This is a genomic window from Rathayibacter sp. SD072 (assembly GCF_017355185.1).
Classification (GTDB): domain Bacteria; phylum Actinomycetota; class Actinomycetes; order Actinomycetales; family Microbacteriaceae; genus Rathayibacter.
Genome location: NZ_JADILJ010000061.1, coordinates 1 through 17,202, shown reverse-complemented (window position 1 = coordinate 17,202; position 17,202 = coordinate 1). Strand labels below are relative to the sequence as shown.

Here is a 17,202-nt window from a genome sequence, read left to right as displayed (position 1 = left end):
CGATTCAGAAGTGCCCGGAACCCCTGCAGCCGACGCCCCTGCACCCGACACCCCCGCTCTCGACACCCCTGCCCTCGACACCGCGTCCCGCGCCGCGACCGCCCGCACCCCCTTCGCCGCCGTCGGAGCCGTGAGCGCGATCCTCCGCACCGAGGGCGCCATCTACGGCACGGTCCTCGCGATCACGCTGATCGCGGTCGGCTGGGACGACGACACCGATCTCGAGGTGCTGCTGTTCCTCCTGGGCTCGGTGAGCGTCTTCTGGCTCGCGCACCTGTACGCGGGCACGCTGGCGCGGCTGCCGGAGGCGGAGCCGGGCGCGCGCACGATCCTCGACGCGGTGCTCGCCACGGCACGGCACTCGATCGGGATGCTCGTGGCCATGGTCGTGCCCGCGGCGCTGCTCGCGCTCGCCCCCCTCGGACTGGTCGAGGAGTGGACCGCCTACTACCTGGCGCTCGGCTCGGGCGTCGCGATCCTGGCCCTTCTGGGCTACCTCACCTCGGCCCGCCGCGGGAGCCCGCCCGGCCGCCGCGTGCTGAGCACCCTCTGCACGATGCTGCTCGGGCTCGTCGTGGTCTGGCTGAGCACGCTGGTGCACTGAGCACGCTGGTGCACTGAGTCCACCCACTGACAGGCTGGGGGCATGACATCGCAGTCCTCGAATTCGAGCTCCCCTCTCCTCCGCCCGTTCGGCCCCTCCGGCGCCTCGGTCACCCGGCTCACGCTCGGCACGTCCTGGAACCCCGAGCGCGTGCGGGACCTCGAGACGGTGCCCGCCCTCGAGCGGGTGCTCGGCTCCTCCGCCGATCGCGCCGTGTCGGTGATCGACACCTCCAACGAGTACGCGCAGGGGCACAGCGAGCGGCTGATCGGCGAGGCGCTGCGGGCGCACGGCGGGGTTCCGGACGGCATCACCGTCGTGACGAAGCTCGACCGCGATCCCGAGACCGGCAGCTACTCGGGCGAGCGGATGCGGCGCAGCCTCGACGAGAGCCGCGAGCGCCTGGGCATGGACGTGCTCCCGCTGCTCTACCTGCACGACCCCGAGCGCATCTCGTACGAGGAGGCGTTCGCCGAGGACGGCCCCGTGCGGGCCCTCGTCGCGATGAAGGAGGCCGGCGTCGCGCTCTCGATCGGCATCTCGGGCGGACCCGCGCCGATGCTGCAGCACTACGTCGAGACGGGGCTGTTCGACGCGGTGATCACGCACAACCGCTGCACGCTCGTCGACCGCTCCTCGGACGAGCTGATCGACGTCTCGGTCGACCGCGGCGTCGTCGTGGTGAACGCGGCGGTCTACGGCGGCGGCGCGCTCGCCCGCTGGCCCCAGCCGGTCGAGACGTACGCCTACCGCCCGGCTCCCCCCGAGATCGTGCAGGCGGTCACCGAGATGGGCGAGGCGTGCGACCGCGCCGGGGTGCCGCTCCGGGCCGCCGCCCTGCAGTTCTCGACCCGCGACGAGCGGATCACGACCACCGTCGTCGGCGCCACGACGGCCGAGCACTTCGACGAGTTCGTCGCCGACGACGCGCTCGAGATCCCGGACTCGCTGTTCGAGGAGCTCGCCGCGCTCACCCCGCCGAGCACCGTCTGGCAGGAGGCGCCCGGCTCGACCTGGCCGAGCTGACCCCTCGCGCCGCCGGGAATGACGGGCGGCCGGGAGCGGTTGTCACCTGGATGACCACCGCTCCCGCTCTGCTCCAGCCCCTCACCCTCCGCTCCCGTACCGCCCGCAACCGCCTCTGGGCGGCTCCGATGTGCCAGTACTCGGTCGAGGCGCGCGACGGGGTGCCGACCACCTGGCACCTCGTGCACCTGGGCTCGATCGCGCGCGGGGGCGTGGGCGTGCTGATCGCGGAGGCGACGGGAGTCGTGCCGGAGGGACGGATCAGCCCCTGGGACACCGGCCTCTGGAACGACGAGCAGCGCGACGCCTGGGCGCCGATCGTCGACTTCGTGCACGAGCAGGGCGCCCTCGCCGGGGTGCAGCTCGCGCACGCCGGGCGCAAGGCGTCGACGTACCGCGAGTGGAGCGGGCGCGGAACGGTGCCGGCGGAGGAGGGCGGCTGGGACACGGTCGCCCCGTCGGCCGTCGCCTTCGAGGGCTACGCCGCCCCGCGGGCCCTCGACGCGGACGAGCTGCCCGGCCTCGTGCAGGCGTTCCGCGACTCCGCCCGCCGCGCCGTCGAGGCCGGCTTCGACGTGATCGAGATCCACGCCGCCCACGGCTACCTGCTGCACCAGTTCCTGTCGCCGCTGTCGAACCGGCGCGAGGACGAGTACGGCGGCTCCCTCGAGAACCGCGGGCGGCTCCTGCTCGAGGTCGTGCGCGAGGTGCGCGCCGAGATCGGCGAGCTGCCGCTGCTGGTCCGCTTCTCGGCGACCGACTGGGCGGAGGGCGGCTGGGACCTCGACGAGACGGTGACCGTCGCCGGCTGGGCGCGGGAGGCGGGGGCCGACCTCTTCGACGTCTCCACCGGCGGCCTGGTCCGCGGCACGGACATCCCGGTCGCTCCGCTCTATCAGGTGCCGTTCGCGGCCGCGGTGCGCCGGGCGACCGGAGCACCGGTGGGAGCGGTGGGCCTCATCACGACGTCCGAGCAGGCGGAGGGGGTGCTCGCCGCGGGCGAGGCCGATGTCGTGCTGCTCGCGCGGGAGCTGCTGCGCGACCCGCACGCCGCCTCTCGCATGGCGCAGGAGCTGGGCGCCGACCTCGATGCGGTCGTGCCGCCGCAGTACGCGCGCGCCTGGCGCTGAGGCGCACCCGCGCACACGCGAGATGCCACTCGCGGACGCCCTGGGGCGTGCGCACGAGTGGCATCTCGCGGAGGTGTACCCGAGTCTCAGGACTCGTCGTCTGCGGGCGCGTCCTCTTCGGGGTTGAAGTGGGAGTCGCCGGTCACTCCGACGGCCAGGCCGCTCTCGGAGTCGGGGATGGTGCCGTCGTCGCCGAGGCCGCCGTCCTTCTTCTCACCCTCGGAGTCGTTCAGGGAGCCGGTCGTGTCGGACATCGGAGCCTCAGGCCTCGACGTCGCCGCGCCAGGCGCCGTCCGGGGTGCCCTTGGACTCGATGTACTCCTTGAAGTTCTTCAGGTCCTTCTTGACGGCGTGGCTGCCGGCGCCGACGAGCGAGCCGAGCGACTCGAGGAAGCCCTTGGGCTCCCAGTCGAGCTGCACGGTGACGCGGGTCTCGGAGTCCGAGAGCTTGTGGAAGGTGACGACACCGGCGTGGTCGGTCTCGCCTCCGGTGCTGTTCCACGCGACGCGCTCGTCGGGGTGCTGCTCGGTGATGTTGGCCTCGAACTCGCGCTCGACCGGTCCGACCTTCACCTTCCAGACGGTGAGGACGTCGGTGACCTGCTGGATCGACTCGACCTCGTCGAGGAACTTGGGGAACTCCTCGAACTGGGTCCACTGGTTGTAGGCGACGGACACGGGGACGTTGACGTCGACGGTCTCGATGATCTGCGGCACGGTGGTGCTCCTTGCTCTGTCACTCGGTGTGCGGCGGTCCGCTCTTGCGGCCGTCTTCCTCGACGTTAAGCGCGAGCCGCCTGGGAGCGCACCGGGTTGCGGGATGCCCCGAACGTGATAGAAACCCGTCCGGGACCCCGCTCCCAGCTTCAGACCAGCAGCTCGAGCTCCGTCGCCAGCGGGACGTCCTCGAGCGAGGTGCCGACGCGGATCGTGAAGGCTCCGGCCTCGTAGTCCCAGCCGTCGCTCCACGTCGCGAGCAGTCGCGTGGGCACGGTCACCGCGATCTGCGCGGCGGCTCCGGCCTCGATGCTCGCGCTCTCGAAGCCGACCAGCCAGCGCACCGGGCGCTCGACGGCGGAGTCGCGGCGCTCGGCGTAGGCCTGCAGCACCACCTTGCCCGCGCGGTCGCCGGTGTTGACGACGTCGACCAGCAGCACCGCGTCCTCGCCGGCCCGGGCGGGCTCGACGGGGGCCAGCGACACGAGGTCGAACGACGTGTAGCCGAGGCCGTGACCGAAGCCGTAGGCCGGCTCGACCTCGCTCCGCAGCCACGCGCGGTAGCCGATGTGGATGCCCTCGTCGTAGTGCAGCTCGCCGTCGGTGGGCAGCGTCGAGAGCACGGGGACGTCCTCGATCGCGGCCGGCCACGTCGTGGGGAGGCGGCCGCCCGGCTCGACGGCGCCGAGCAGGACGTCGGCGACCGCGTCGCCCATCTCCTGCCCGCCGAAGTAGCCGACGAGCACGGCGGCGACCTCGTCGCGCCAGGGCAGCAGCACCGGGGATCCGGAGTTGACGACCACGACGGTGCGCGGGTTCGCCGCGGCGACGGCGCGCACCAGGGCGTCCTGCTGCCCGGGGAGGTCGAGGGAGCTGCGGTCGTAGCCCTCGGACTCGACGGCGGAGTTGGTGCCGACGACCACGAGCGCGACGTCGGCGTCGCGGGCGAGCGCCACCGCCTCGGCGATGAGCTGCTCGGCCGGCGTGTCCTCGGGCTCGATGCCGTAGGTGAAGCCGAGGGCTCCCTCGAGCTCGCCGTCGGTGTGCTCGATGTCGTACTCGATGCGGATGTCGACGGGCGTGCCGGCGGTGACCTGCAGCGGGCCCGAGACCGACGGCGGCGCCAGGAGCGCGGCTCCGAGGTCGGCGCCGACCGGGGCGAGGGTCTCCTCGAGGAACAGGTCCCCGTCGACGAAGATGCGCGCGGTGCCCACGACCGCGAAGCCCAGGCGCACGGTCGCGTCGGCCTCGGGGGTCAGCACCGTCGAGAACTCGACGCGAGCGGACGCCGCGATGGGCGCAGTGCCGCCGAACCAGACGAGCGCGGTGGCGCGGCGGTCCTCGACGAACAGCTCGGTGCCCTCCGCATCGAGGAAGCGCACGCGCTGGCCGGGCTCTCCCGTGACCGGGTTGGTGATGGTCTCGAGCGCGAGCGGCGCGACTCCGTCCTGCACGATCGCGCCGAGGGCGTAGTCGACGCGCGCGCCGGGCAGCGCTGCGCGGATCCCGTCGAGCGGAGTGACGACCTTCTCGGGCAGGACCGTCGCCGAGCCGCCGCCCTGCGTGCGGGCGTCGCGGGCGTTGTGGCCGATGACCGCGACCGAGGAGAGGGCGGAGGCGTCCCAGGGCAGCTCGCCGGTGTTGCGCAGCAGCACGCTGCCCGCGGCGGCGGCCTCGCGGGCGAAGGCGCGGCCGTCCTCGACCAGGACCGGCTCGGCGACGGCGGGGGCGAAGCCCTCGAGTGCACCGACGCGGGCGGCGAGGCGGAGGATGCGGCGCACCTTGCGGTCGATCACCGACTCCTCGATCGAGCCGTCGCGGACGGCGGCGACGAGCGCCGCACCCCAGGGCCCGTCGGGGCCGGGCATCACGAGGTCCTGCGCCGCGCGGGCGCTGTCGACCGAGCGCACCGCGGTCCAGTCGCTGATGACCACTCCGTCGAAGCCCCACTCGCTGTTCAGCGGGGTCTCGAGCAGGTCGTTCTCGGTGGCGGTCGTGCCGTTGATCGAGTTGTAGGAGCTCATCACGAGCCAGGCGCGCGTCTCGACGATCGCGCGCTCGAAGGCCAGGAGGTAGAGCTCGCGCAGAGCGCGGTCGCCCACGCGCACGTCGACGGTGAAGCGGTCGGTCTCGGAGTCGTTGGCGATGTAGTGCTTGGGAGTCGCTCCCACGCCGTTCTCCTGCACGCCGCTCACGTAGGCCGCGGCCAGGTCGGCGGTGAGCACCGGGTCCTCGCTGAAGCCCTCGAAGTGGCGGCCGCCCAGCGGTGAGCGGTGCAGGTTGATGGTCGGGCCGAGCACGACGTCGACGTCCTTGCGGCGCGCCTCGACCGCGGCGGCGGCTCCGTAGCGCTTGGCGATCGAGCGGTCCCAGGAGGAGGACAGCGCGGTCGCCGAGGGCAGGTTGAGCGAGGGCGAGCGCTCGTCCCAGACCTCGCCGCGCACGCCGGACGGGCCGTCCGAGACGAGCATGCGGCGCAGGCCGATGCTCTCGATCGGCCAGGTGGTCCAGAAGTCGCGGCCGGTGAGCAGCTGCACCTTCTCCTCGAGGTCGAGGCGGCCGATCAGCTCGGTCAGGCGGGCGTCGGCGTCGGGACCCTCCGCGGAGAGGAGGGAGGCGGTGGTGGTGTCGGTCACAGGAGTCTCTCTTCGTCGAACGGGCTCGGCGACGGCGTCGTCACTCGAAACCTAGCATTGGTTGGTTTCTATGCGCCCAGGCTGCAGTGCAGAAGGGTTCAGTGCAGCAGGGCTCAGCGCTGCGCCGTCAGCAGGGCTCGGCGCTGCTCGCGCCGCTCCTCCTGCCGCACCGGGTCGGCCACGGGCGCCGCGAGGAACAGGCGCTGCGTGTAGGGATGCGCGGGACGCGCGGTGACCTGGTCGCCGTCGCCCCACTCCACGATCTCGCCGTGGTACATCACGGCGACGCGGTGCGAGAGGTGCCGCACGACGGCCAGGTCGTGCGAGACGAAGAGGTAGGCCACTCCGGTGCGCTCCTGGATCTCGGTGAAGAGGTCGAGGACGCGGGCCTGGGTGGAGAGGTCCAGCGCCGAGACGGGCTCGTCGCAGACGATGAGCCGCGGCTCGAGGGCGAGCGCCCGGGCGATCGCGATCCGCTGCCGCTGCCCGCCCGAGAACTCGCGCGGGAGCCGGTCGGCGGCGGACTGCGGGAGCCCGACCTGATCGAGCAGCTCGCGCACCCGCTTCGACGCGACCTTCGCGTCGACCTTCCGCACCGTCAGCGGCTCGACCAGGATCTGCTCGATCGTCAGCGATGGGTTGAGCGAGGTGTACGGATCCTGGAACACGACCTGGATCTCGGACGAGAGCCCGCGCCGCTGCCGGCGGTCCAGGTGCGCGATGTCGCGGCCGTTGTAGAGGATCTCGCCGCCGGTGACCGGGGCGAGCCCGAGCACCGCGCGGCCGAGGGTCGTCTTGCCCGAGCCGGACTCGCCGACCAGTCCCACGGTCTCGCCGGGGCGGATGTCGAGCGAGACGCCCTTCAGCGCGCGGAAGGGCGTGGCGCGGAAGCCCTTGCCGGGGTACTCGACGACGACGTCCTTGACGTCCAGGAGCAGATCGCTCATCGCCCGTCCTCCTTCGATGATGCCGCGGTGGTGGCGGTGGTGGCGGTGACGAGCGGTCCTCGGGCGGGCCCCTCCTCGAGGATCGCGTCGAACAGGGCGCGGGTGTACGGATGGCGGGGGTCGGCGAAGATCGAGCGGACGGGGCCGGTCTCCACGATCCGCCCGTCGCGCATCACGGAGACGCGGTCGCACAGGTCGGCGACGACGCCGAAGTTGTGCGTGACGAGGATCATGCCCATGTCGAGCTCGGACTGCAGCTCGCGGAGCAGGTCGAGCACCTCGGCCTGCACCGTCACGTCGAGCGCGGTGGTGGGCTCGTCGGCGATCAGCAGGTCGGGGTCGCACGAGACGGCGCCGGCGATGAGCACGCGCTGAGCCATGCCGCCCGAGACCTCGTGCGGGTAGGCGTCGAACGTGCGCTTCGGGTCCGGGATGCCGACGCGGGCGAGCAGCGCGAGCGCCCGCTCCGTGGCCGCCGCCTTCGAGAGGCCGAGGCAGAGCCGGATCGGCTGCACGAGCTGGGTGCCGATGGTGAAGGACGGGTCGAGGTTCGACATCGGCTCCTGCGGGATGTACGCGATGCGCTTGCCGCGCAGCTTCGTCATCTCCTTCTCGGAGAGGTGGGCGAGGTCGGATCCGTCGAAGACGATCGAGCCGCCCGTGATGCGGCCGCCCTCGGGCAGCAGGCGCAGCACCGACCAGGCGGTCTGCGTCTTGCCCGAGCCGGACTCGCCGATCAGGCCGTGGATCTCGCCGCGGCGCACCGACAGCGAGACGTCGTGCACGACGGTCTTCACGGAGCCGTCGCCCTGGCCGTAGCCGACCGACAGGTTCGTGACGCGGAGGACCTCATCGGCGCGGATCGCTCCTGCGGGCTCCTCGTGGACGACGGTCTGCGGAGTCGCCGCGTCCTCCTCGAGCATGGTGCGGATGCCGATGGTCGACAGGGTCGTCGGCACGGTCGCGGCCGTCGAGGCGGCCTTGCGCTTCTTCGAGCGGGTGCCGCCGGAGGCGCTGCGCTCGAGCTCGTCGCGCATCGCGTTGCCCAGCAGGGTCAGCGCGATCGAGGTGAGGGCGATCGCGAGGCTCGGCCAGAGCATGAGCACGGGGGCGTTGAAGATGTTCGAGAAGCCGTCGTTGAGCATCGATCCCCAGGTCGGGATCGAGAGGTCGCCCAGACCGAGGAACTCGAGTCCGGCCTGGATCGCGATGGCGATGCCGGCGATGAGCGCCGCCTGGATGATGACGGGCGCGCGGACCACCGTGAGGATGTGCCGCGCGATGATCCGGCCGTTCGAGAGGCCGGAGACGCGGGCCGCGTCGACGAACAGCTCGCCGCGCACCGCGGTGACGGAGGCGTAGACCAGCCGGTGGAACGCCGGCGACATCAGGACTCCGAAGATCGCCATCGACAGCCACATCGACGGGCCGATGACCGCGCGGGCCGCCAGCAGCACGACGAAGCCGGGCAGCGCCATGATCAGTCCGGAGGTCCAGGCCGACACGGAGTCGAACCAGCCGCCGAAGTAACCGGCGAGCAGGCCGCTCGTGACGCCGATGACGAGCGCGACGAGCAGGGCCACCGCGGCGCCCGCGAGGCTGAACTGCGTGCCGAACAGCAGCCGCGAGAGCACGTCGCGGCCGGCGCTGTCGGCTCCGAGCGGGTTCGCGCCGCCGGGAGCGGCGAGCACGTCCTGCAGCGAGGCGCGGTTGGGGTCGGCGGGGGCGAGCAGCGGGGCGAGCAGCGCCGAGAGCACCACGAGGGCCAGGAACACCAGCGACGCGAGGCCGACCGGGTTCTTCAGGAGACGGCGGAAGAGGTGCGAGCGCGCGGCGCGCTCCTCCACGCCGACGGTGAGAGCGGGATCGGGCAGCGGGGCGGTCGCGGTCATGAGAGGCGCACCTTCGGGTTGAGCCAGCCCTGGGCCAGGTCGATGAGCAGGTTGACGATGACGACGATGATCGCGGTGACGAGCACGAGGCCCATCACGAGCGGGATGTCGCCCTGGGTGGTCGCGGTGACCGCGACCTGGCCGAGACCCGGGATCGCGAAGATCTGCTCCACGATCACCGCGCCGCCGAGGAGGCCGATGAACTGCACGGCCAGGACCGCCAGCGCCGGACCGCCGGCGTTGCGCAGCACGTGCTGGAACACGACGCGGGAGGCGGGGATGCCGCGGGAGCGGAGCGTGCGGACGTAGTCCTGCCGGAGTGCGTCGATGACCGAGCCGCGCACCTGCTGGGCGACGCCGGCGATGCCTCCGATCGCGAGGGCGAGGATCGGGAGGGTCACCGTGGCGATCCAGCCCGAGGGCGAGTCGGTGAAGTTCACGTACCCGGTGGGCTTGAACCAGCGCAGGTTGATGGCGAAGACGGTCACCAGGCCCAGGGCGATGAGGAAGCCGGGGATCGCGAAGCCGAGGATCGAGACGAGCTGCACGAGCTTGTCGGCCCAGCCGCGGCGGACCGCGGCCCACACTCCGAGCACCACGGCGACGACCGCGGAGATCACGGTGGCGCCGACGACCAGCGAGAGCGTGACCGTCAGTCGGGTGGAGATGGCCGCGGTGACGGGCTGGCCGGTGAACCACGAGTTGCCGAGGTTCCCGGTGACGGCCTGGCCGAGCCAGGACGCGTACTGCAGCCAGATGGGCTGATCGAGGCCGAGCTGCGCGGCCCGCTGGGCCACCGCCTCCGGTGTCGCGTTCTGTCCGAGGATGCGGCGGGCGATGTCGCCGCCGCCGAGGTAGAGGAGGGCGTACGCGACGATCGAGATCAGCACCACGAGGATGATCCCCGAGATGACGCGTCGCAGGATGAACCTGGTCATCAGTGGTCCTTCCGGTCGGAGACCGACGGAGCGGGAAGAAGGAGAGGGGGCGGGCCGGCCTCGACGGAGACCGGCCCGCGGGGGCGATCAGGCCGGGGTGATGTTCCAGAGGTACGGGTAGGCGTTGCCCGTCTGGGTCTCGACCTTCGTGTTCGCGTCGGTGACGAAGCTCGACTGCTGGCGGTACCAGGGGGCGAACCAGGCGTTCTCGACCGTGTAGGCGTTGACGGCCTTCACCGCGTCGGCGTAGCCGGCCTCGTCGGCGGTGCGCACGGCCTCGACGAGCGCCTGCAGCTCCGGGTCCTCGTTCTTGAACGGGTTGAAGATCGCGTTCGGGGTGAGCTCGAAGTTGAGCAGCGCCCAGTCGGGGTCCTGCTGCAGCGTCAGCCAGGTGGCGGGGTACTTCGGCGCCAGCACGTCGGCGATGAAGTTGTTGCCCACGTCGGTGTAGTTCACGGTGATGCCGACCTCGGACAGCTGCTGCTGGATCAGCGTGAAGGTCGCGGAGCCGACGAGCGAGGAGGAGGGCATCTCGAGGGTGAAGCCGTCGGGGTAGCCGGCCTCGGCGAGCAGGTCCTTCGCCTTCTCGGGGTCGTAGGGGTAGGCGTCGTCGAGCGACTCGTCGTAGCCCTCGGACGAGGTCGGGAAGATCTGGGTGGTCGGCGTGCCGTAGCCCTGGCCGATCGCCTTGAGCAGCGCCTCCTTGTCGAAGGCGTGGTTGATGGCCTGGCGGACGCGGACGTCGCCGAGGGCGGGGGCGAGGGTGCCGTCGCGGTCCAGGAGGAGGAGGCCCGTCCAGTTGAGCTCGAACGCGTTGACGGTGAAGCCCGACGCCTCGATCTCCTTCAGGTCGTTGTTGTCGACGGTGTTCGCCGCGTTGACCTGGCCGCCCTTGATGGCGTTCACCAGAGCGGTGGAGTCGCTGTAGACGTTGATGACGAGGTCGTCGTAGTGGACGGACTCCTCGTCCCAGTAGTCCTCGCGGGCCGTGAAGGCGTAGGAGGTGCCGATGACGGTCTTGGACGCGTCGAGCTCGTACGGGCCGGAGCCGACCGGGGTGGTCTGGATGTCGGCCGAGTCGAACGCGGAGGGCGCCTCGACGAGGCCGGCGTTCTGCGTGAGGTAGAAGAGGAAGGTGGGGTTCGCCTGCTTCAGCGTCACGGTGACGGTGGAGGCGTCGGTCGCGACGGCGTCGGCGAGGTCGGCCATCTTGTTGGTGTCGGGAGAGTTGCCGTCGCGGAAGCGGAGCAGGTTCGCGGCGACCGCCTCGGCGTCCAGCGGCGTGCCGTCGCTGAACGTGACTCCGTCGCGGATCGTCAGCGTGAGGACCGTGTTGTCCTCGTTCCAGGTCCACTCGGTGGCGAGCCCCTCGACGATCGTGCCGTCCGGGTCGGCGCGCAGCACCGTGTCGTACACGGCCTGCATGTAGGGCGACTCGTTCGCCCAGTAGGAGTCCGCCGCGGCGAACGTCGACAGGGTCTGGATGGCGCCGAGGGTGAGCGTGTCGCCCGAGCCGCCGGAGGAGCCTCCTCCTGCATCGGCAGCGCAGCTGGTCAGACCGACCATCGTCGTGACGGCGATCGCAGCGGCCGCCAGCCTCTTCCATCGGAACATCTTTGGTCTCCCGGTTCTCCCGGCACGTCCATGAGCCGGTGCCGAGGAAGCTAACACGAAAAACAGACGACCCCTAGGTTTTGGTGGAAAAAACTTCTCGGCGTTAGGTTTTCGTGATCTCGGCGGTCTGCCCGGTGCTTCGGATGCCGCTCGATCCGCGCCGTTCCAGCCCTGTGACGAGAAAGTTCTCGGGAAAGGTTTTTGACGCAGAAACCTCGACGGGCTAGGTTTCTCACACCGGGGGCCGTGATCGACCTCCCCCGACGACCGGCGTCGGCACCGCTCGCGCTCGGCTCCCTCGGCACTCGCCCACACCCCTCGCAACGACGCGCCAGGAGGAACCCCATGGCACTCCCCACCTCGCCACCGCGCCGACCGCGCGGGCAGTACGCGAAGACCGCCGCGCGCCGGGCCGAGATCGTCGCCGCGGGCCTGGAGGTCTTCTCGGCGAGCGGCTACCACGCCGCGTCCCTCCGCGAGATCGCCGAGAAGGTCGGGCTCAGCCAGGCCGGCGTGCTGCACCACTTCGCCAACAAGTGGGAGCTGCTCTCGGCGGTCCTCACACTCCGCGACGACCACTCGATCACCCGGGTGCCCAGCGGCGGGTCCGTGCCCGGCATCCAGACCGTCCGCGCGCTCGTCGACCTCGTCGCCTACAACACCCGCATCCCCGGGCTCGTCGAGCTGCAGTGCGTCCTCTCGGCCGAGGCGACGCACGCCGACCACCCCGCGCACGAGTACTTCGCGAAGCGCTACCGCTTCGTGATCGACCTGTTCACCGACGCGTTCGGCGACATGCTCACCCGCGGCCAGCTCGTGCCCGGAGTGGACCCCCGCAGCGCCGCGATCCGCGTCGTCGCGACCATGGACGGACTGCAGGTGCAGTGGCTCCTGCAGCGCGACTCCCTCGACATGCAGGCCGAGTTCCGCCGGACCGTGCAGACGCTGATCACCGTGGAGGTGTGAGATGGCCTTCACCCGCGACTCGACTCTGGCGAGCGTCCTGGACACGCCGGAGGCCGCCGCTCTCGTCCGACGTCACGCGCCCGGCGTCGTGAACTCGCCGCTGCTCGTGCAGCTGCGCTCGGCTCCGCTGGGCCTGGTGGTGGGCCTGGATCCTCTGCTCGGAGGCGACGAGGCGCGCGCCGAGGCCTTCTGGTCGGCCCTCGCCGAGGTCGACGACTCCGCCCTCGCACCGCCCCGACCCGAGCGCGTGATCGCGGCGCCCCGCGACGACTACGAACCGGAGTCGTCGCCGCGCGGATCCGCTGCGCTGCGATCACCCGCGGCCGGGTCGGTGCACGCGCCCTGCGAGATCGTCGTCGACGGCCCGTCGCACGGGAACCCGTTCGTCGACGTCGAGTTCTCGGTAGAGTTCCGGCTCGCCGCCTCGGTCCCGCAGGCCGCCGCCTCGGTCGTCCGGGCTGGCGGCTTCTACGACGGCGACGGCGCGTACCGCGCCCGCTTCCTCCCGAGCGCCGCGGGGACCTGGACCTTCCGCACCTCCTCCACAGCCCGCTCGCTCGACGGCCTGACCGGAGCGGTCGAGGTGGGGCCTGCGCTGCCGGACGCGCACGGTCCCGTCCGCGTCGCCGACACCTTCCACTTCGCCCACGCCGACGGCACCCGCCACGTCCCGCTCGGCACGACCGCGTACGCCTGGACCCACCAGAGCGCCGAGCTCGAGGAGGCGACCCTCGCGACGCTCGCCGAGGGCCCCTTCACCAAGGTGCGCATGTGCGTGTTCCCGAAGGCGTACCTCTACAACGCGAACGAGCCCGAGCGGTACCCGTTCGAGCGCGACGCCGAGGGCGGGTGGGACGTCGAGCGGCCCGTGCCCGAGTTCTTCCGCCACCTCGAGGAGCGCGTCGCCGACCTCGACCGGCTGGGGATCCAGTCCGACGTGATCCTCTTCCACGCCTACGACCGCTGGGGCTTCTCGGACCTCGGACGTGCCGCCGACGGCCTCGTCACGCGGTACGTCGTGCGCCGGCTCTCGGCCCTGCCGAACGTCTGGTGGTCGCTCGCGAACGAGTATGACCTGCTGTGGTCCAAGAGCGTCCAGGACTGGGAGCGGCTCGCGGCGATCGTCGTCGACGAGGACCCCGTGGGGCACCTGCTGTCGATCCACAACTGCTTCGGCTTCTACGACTACTCGCGCCCCTGGATCACCCACGCGAGCGTGCAGCGGATCGACGTGTACCGCACCGCCGAGAACACCGACGCATGGCGCGAGGAGTGGGGCAAGCCCGTCGTGATCGACGAGTGCGCCTACGAGGGCGACATCGACCAGGGCTGGGGCAGCATCACCGGCGAGGAGATGACCCGGCGGTTCTGGGAGGGAGCGGTGCGCGGCGGCTACGTCGGCCACGGCGAGACCTACCTCAACGACCGCGAGGAGCTGTGGTGGTCCAAGGGCGGCGAGCTCGTCGGCGACAGTCCCGACCGCATCGCGTTCCTCCGCCGCATCACCGCCGAGATGCCCGACGGCCGCATCGACCCGATGGCGTCCGAGTGGGACGCGCCGTGGGGCGCCTCGGGAGGAGTGCAGCTCGTCTACTTCGGCTTCAACCGGCCGCGGTTCCGCACGATCGTGCGCGATCCCGCCGACCGCTGGATCGTCGATGTGATCGACACCTGGTGCATGACGGTGGACCGCGTGCCGGGGGTCTTCTCGGGGTCCTTCCGCGTGGAGCTGCCGGGCCGGCAGTACGTGGCGATCCGGCTGACGAAGGTCGCGGAGGCCGCCGGAGCCTCTTCTTCCGCGGGGGTCCCCGCATGAGCGCCCGCCTCCGCGTCGTCTCGGACAACGACTACTCCGGCGACCCCGACGGACTGGTGCAGCTCGCGCAGCACGCGCTCTCGCCCTCGGTCGAGCTCGCGCTCGTGATCGGCTCGCACCTGCGGCCCGGCGATCCGTTCGACCCCTCCGACCGCACCTCCGAGAACGCGGCCGACGCCGCACGGCGGGTGCTCGAGCTGTGCGGTCGCTCCGACGTGCCGGTGATCGCGGGCTCGCCCGTCGCGCTCGCGGCGAACCCGACGCCCTCCCCCGCCGCGCGCGCCCTGGTGGCCGAGGCTCTGCGGGACGACCCGCGACCGCTGTACGTCTGCGCCGGCGCGGGGCTCACCGAGATCGCCGCCGCGCTGCGCCTCGAGCCGGCGATCGCCTCGCGGATGACCCTCGTCTGGATCGGCGGGCCGGAGCACCCCGGCCTCGCCTCACCGCCGCCCGGCGCGATGCCGATCGAGTACAACCTCCTGATCGACGTGCCCGCCGCCGCCGAGGTGCTGGCCTCGGCCGTGCCCGTGCAGCAGTTCCCGCGCGACGCGTACCGCACCGTGCTCGCCTCCGTCGCCGAGCTGCGCGTGCGGATGGGCGGCGCCGGCGAGCTGGGTCGGCACCTGTTCGACGCGCTCGACTCGGTCGCCCGCATGGCCGAGCGGCACGGCCTGAGCCTGGGCGAGACCTACGCGCTCGGCGACAGCCCGCTCGTGCTCGCGACCGCCCTGCTGTCGGCGTTCGAACCCGACACGTCGTCGAGCCGGAGCGTCCTCGTGCCGCGACCGGGCATCGACGCCGACGGGCAGTACTGCGCGGGGAACGGCGGACCGGACCTGCGCGTGTTCACCCAGGTGGACACGCGGCTGCTGCTCGAGGACCTCTACGCGAAGCTGGCGCTGCACTCCCTCACCCGCTGAGGCCGGGGGCGGCGGGGCCGAGCACGGCAGAGTCGGGCGCGCGCAGCGTCCTCGGCACCAGGCCCTCGTCGGCGAGCAGCCGCGCCGCCGCGAGCGTCGCCAGGTCGTGCCCGTGCCGTCCGATCAGCTGCGCCGCGATCGGCAGTCCGGAGTCGCGACCGAGAGCGATCGGGACGACCGTCGACGGTCCGCCGGCGAGGTTCGCCAGGCAGCTCCAGCGCCCGATCACGCGCGTGGATCCGGCCTCGAGCGGCGCGAGCGGTGCCGCGGAGGGCACGGTCGGGGCGAGGACCACGTCGACGCCGTCGAGCTGATGCTCCCAACGCTCGCGGAGTCGCAGCTGGGCGTCCCAGTCGGCCCAAGCCTGCGCGACGGGGGCGCCCGCGGTGAGGTCGCCGACCGTGTCGAGGGCGCGCTCGCGCTCGGGCCCGGTGCTGCTCTCGAGCAGCACCCCGAAGGCGATCTCGTGCTGCACCAGGCGGTCGAAGAGCTGCTCCGCCTCCTCCGCGGCGAGGACCGAGCCCGTGATCGGCACGAGCGTCGCCCCCGCCCCGCTCAGCCGCCGGGCGAGGTCGTCGAGCGCCGCGGCGGTCTCGTCGTCGACCGGGGCGGACTCCTCCGACAGCCAGAGCCCCACCCGCAGCCCGCGGACGTCGGTGAACGGCGGTCTCGGCAGGTCCAGCCGCCAGGGCCCGGAGTCGACCGTGCCTGCGAGCACCGCGACGAGCGCGGACAGGTCCTCGGCCGAGCGCGCGAGCGGTCCGGCGACGGAGGCCGTGGGCTCGAGGCGGGTCGCCGTCGGCCAGGGCAGATGGCCGCGCTTGGACACGAGCCCCGCGCTCGGCCGATGCCCGCAGACCCCGTTCCAGGCCGCCGGGATGCGGATCGAGCCGGTCAGATCGCTCCCGAGGTCGCCCCACGAGAGCCCCGCGGCGACGGCCGCCGCCGACCCGCCCGACGATCCCCCCGCCGAGCGGTCGGCTCCCCACGGATTGGCGGCGCGGCCGTGCAGGTCGTTCACGGTGTCGTAGGAGTCGAGCAGCGGAGGCACGTTCGTCTTGCCGAGGAGGATCGCGTCGGCCGCGCGCAGGGCGGCGACCGCGGGGGCGTCCTGCCGTGAGAGGTGGAGCGTGCCGGACGTTCCGGCGCTGCCCGGGAGGCCGCGGACCTCGAAGGAGTCCTTCACGGTCAGCGGCACCCCGGCGAGAGGCCCGAGCGGCTCGCCCCTCCTGCGCCGGTCGTCGACGGACCGCGCCGCGACGAGCACCGCCTCCGGATCCCAGGCGACGACCGTCCCGCTCTGCGCGTCGAGCGCCGCGAGCCGGTCGGCGGCCACCTCGACGGCCGAGACCTCGCGGGACTCCAGGGCGCGGAGCAGCTCCGTGATGCTCGAGAACGGGTCGGCGGCGGTCCTCCCGATCATCGGAGGCTCGACGTGGTTCCCGCGAGCACGCCGGCCTCGACATCCGCTGCGACCCGAGCCAGACACGCCTCGAGATCGCCGCGGACGACGGTGCTCGAGGAGGACAGCATGAGGTTGAACGGCGCGCCGAAGTCCTCGACCGACATGCCCTCGGCGTCGACGTAGCCGGTCGGAGTCGCCGTGACCGGTCCGTGGAAGGCGCGCACGCGGTCGACCGCGGTGTCGCCGTCGGCGGAGTGGACGTAGGACGGCTTCCCGCGGCCGACCGCGTAGCCGACCTCGAAAGAGGTGCCCGAGTCGGGCTCGGGTCCGCGGAAGTGGTTGAGGTCGGCGACGATCACGTCCGCCCGCTCGATGAGGGCGATGTTCTTCGCGTAGATCGCGTCGGCGAGAGCGGTGCTGCCGGCCCCGGCTCCGCTCTTCTCGGTGACGTCGCCCTTGTCGAGGGGCGAGATCGGCTCGAGTCCGTAACGGCGGCAGAGCTCGCGCGTGCGCTCGGCCCGCTCGCGGGCGTCGGGGGCGAAGACCTCGACGCCGGCGAGGTAGACGTGGACGGGCATGGTGGGACCTCTC

Annotated in this window: 15 protein-coding genes; 6 read left to right on the top strand and 9 right to left on the bottom strand. The window is 72.2% G+C overall.

Annotated elements, in window-relative coordinates; all coding sequences use genetic code 11:
- The 3 genes from IOC53_RS17120 to IOC53_RS17110 all read left to right on the top strand — a co-directional run.
- On the top strand, window positions 1–604 hold a 604-nt coding region (locus IOC53_RS17120; protein ID WP_207407626.1), incomplete at its 5' end, for a hypothetical protein.
- A gap of 42 nt (window positions 605–646) precedes the next feature.
- Window positions 647–1,630, top strand: a complete 984-nt coding sequence (locus IOC53_RS17115) for an aldo/keto reductase (RefSeq protein ID WP_207407625.1) — start codon at window positions 647–649, stop codon at window positions 1,628–1,630.
- 50 nt (window positions 1,631–1,680) lie between these two features.
- Window positions 1,681–2,760 carry an NADH:flavin oxidoreductase/NADH oxidase gene (locus IOC53_RS17110; RefSeq protein ID WP_207407623.1) on the top strand — a complete coding sequence of 360 codons (1,080 nt, stop codon included), beginning with the start codon at window positions 1,681–1,683 and terminating at the stop codon, window positions 2,758–2,760.
- Between the two features lie 86 nt (window positions 2,761–2,846).
- On the opposite strand, the gene IOC53_RS17105 is transcribed toward IOC53_RS17110, so the two are convergent.
- The 7 genes from IOC53_RS17105 to IOC53_RS17075 form a co-directional block, all read right to left on the bottom strand.
- Complete coding sequence (locus IOC53_RS17105) at window positions 2,847–3,014, bottom strand: hypothetical protein (RefSeq protein WP_207407621.1); 168 nt, start codon at window positions 3,012–3,014, stop codon at window positions 2,847–2,849.
- Window positions 3,015–3,021: 7 nt separating this feature from the next.
- Window positions 3,022–3,477 (bottom strand): SRPBCC family protein, encoded by a 456-nt coding sequence (locus IOC53_RS17100; RefSeq protein ID WP_207407619.1) that lies wholly within the window; start codon window positions 3,475–3,477, stop codon window positions 3,022–3,024.
- 149 nt (window positions 3,478–3,626) lie between these two features.
- On the bottom strand, window positions 3,627–6,113 hold the full coding sequence (locus tag IOC53_RS17095; protein WP_207407617.1) for a glycoside hydrolase family 3 protein: 2,487 nt from the start codon (window positions 6,111–6,113) through the stop codon (window positions 3,627–3,629).
- Between the two features lie 113 nt (window positions 6,114–6,226).
- Window positions 6,227–7,060, bottom strand: a complete 834-nt coding sequence (locus IOC53_RS17090; RefSeq protein ID WP_207407616.1) for an ABC transporter ATP-binding protein — start codon at window positions 7,058–7,060, stop codon at window positions 6,227–6,229.
- On the bottom strand, window positions 7,057–8,952 hold the full coding sequence (locus IOC53_RS17085) for a dipeptide/oligopeptide/nickel ABC transporter permease/ATP-binding protein (RefSeq protein ID WP_207407615.1): 1,896 nt from the start codon (window positions 8,950–8,952) through the stop codon (window positions 7,057–7,059). Before IOC53_RS17085 ends, IOC53_RS17090 begins: the two co-directional genes overlap by 4 nt.
- A complete protein-coding gene (locus tag IOC53_RS17080) occupies window positions 8,949–9,890 on the bottom strand; it encodes an ABC transporter permease (protein ID WP_207407614.1) in 942 nt (313 codons plus the stop codon). The genes IOC53_RS17085 and IOC53_RS17080 overlap by 4 nt, the downstream gene beginning before the upstream one ends.
- An 87-nt stretch (window positions 9,891–9,977) precedes the next feature.
- Window positions 9,978–11,504, bottom strand: coding sequence for an ABC transporter substrate-binding protein (locus IOC53_RS17075; RefSeq protein WP_207407613.1), 1,527 nt, complete (start codon window positions 11,502–11,504; stop codon window positions 9,978–9,980).
- A gap of 345 nt (window positions 11,505–11,849) precedes the next feature.
- On the opposite strand from IOC53_RS17075, the gene IOC53_RS17070 reads away from it, so the two are divergent.
- From IOC53_RS17070 to IOC53_RS17060, 3 genes are read left to right on the top strand one after another with little or no spacing between them, the layout of a single operon-like run.
- Window positions 11,850–12,470, top strand: coding sequence for a TetR/AcrR family transcriptional regulator (locus IOC53_RS17070; protein ID WP_207407612.1), 621 nt, complete (start codon window positions 11,850–11,852; stop codon window positions 12,468–12,470).
- A 1-nt stretch (window position 12,471) separates the two neighbouring features.
- Complete coding sequence (locus IOC53_RS17065) at window positions 12,472–14,286, top strand: DUF5605 domain-containing protein (protein ID WP_207407611.1); 1,815 nt, start codon at window positions 12,472–12,474, stop codon at window positions 14,284–14,286.
- Entirely contained in the window at window positions 14,283–15,206 is a 924-nt protein-coding gene (locus IOC53_RS17060; RefSeq protein WP_207407608.1) for a nucleoside hydrolase, read from the top strand. The genes IOC53_RS17065 and IOC53_RS17060 overlap by 4 nt, the downstream gene beginning before the upstream one ends.
- On the opposite strand, the gene IOC53_RS17055 is transcribed toward IOC53_RS17060, so the two are convergent.
- Entirely contained in the window at window positions 15,196–16,629 is a 1,434-nt protein-coding gene (locus IOC53_RS17055; RefSeq protein WP_207407606.1) for an amidase, read from the bottom strand. The two genes, IOC53_RS17060 and IOC53_RS17055, sit on opposite strands and share 11 nt — an antisense overlap.
- Window positions 16,626–17,202 (bottom strand): nucleoside 2-deoxyribosyltransferase (locus IOC53_RS17050; protein ID WP_207407604.1); only part of this gene is annotated, 577 nt, incomplete at its 5' end. The genes IOC53_RS17055 and IOC53_RS17050, both read right to left, overlap by 4 nt.

Excerpts from the sequence above, each read along its gene's own strand:
- IOC53_RS17115 (WP_207407625.1), top strand. The coding sequence starts at position 647 with ATGACATCGCAGTCCTCGAATTCGAGCTCCCCTCTCCTCCGCCCGTTC.
- IOC53_RS17110 (WP_207407623.1), top strand. The coding sequence starts at position 1,681 with ATGACCACCGCTCCCGCTCTGCTCCAGCCCCTCACCCTCCGCTCCCGT.
- IOC53_RS17105 (WP_207407621.1), bottom strand. The coding sequence starts at position 3,014 with ATGTCCGACACGACCGGCTCCCTGAACGACTCCGAGGGTGAGAAGAAG.
- IOC53_RS17090 (WP_207407616.1), bottom strand. The coding sequence starts at position 7,060 with ATGAGCGATCTGCTCCTGGACGTCAAGGACGTCGTCGTCGAGTACCCC.
- IOC53_RS17085 (WP_207407615.1), bottom strand. The coding sequence starts at position 8,952 with ATGACCGCGACCGCCCCGCTGCCCGATCCCGCTCTCACCGTCGGCGTG.
- IOC53_RS17080 (WP_207407614.1), bottom strand. The coding sequence starts at position 9,890 with ATGACCAGGTTCATCCTGCGACGCGTCATCTCGGGGATCATCCTCGTG.
- IOC53_RS17075 (WP_207407613.1), bottom strand. The coding sequence starts at position 11,504 with ATGTTCCGATGGAAGAGGCTGGCGGCCGCTGCGATCGCCGTCACGACG.
- IOC53_RS17070 (WP_207407612.1), top strand. The coding sequence starts at position 11,850 with ATGGCACTCCCCACCTCGCCACCGCGCCGACCGCGCGGGCAGTACGCG.
- IOC53_RS17065 (WP_207407611.1), top strand. The coding sequence starts at position 12,472 with ATGGCCTTCACCCGCGACTCGACTCTGGCGAGCGTCCTGGACACGCCG.
- IOC53_RS17060 (WP_207407608.1), top strand. The coding sequence starts at position 14,283 with ATGAGCGCCCGCCTCCGCGTCGTCTCGGACAACGACTACTCCGGCGAC.
- IOC53_RS17055 (WP_207407606.1), bottom strand. The coding sequence starts at position 16,629 with ATGATCGGGAGGACCGCCGCCGACCCGTTCTCGAGCATCACGGAGCTG.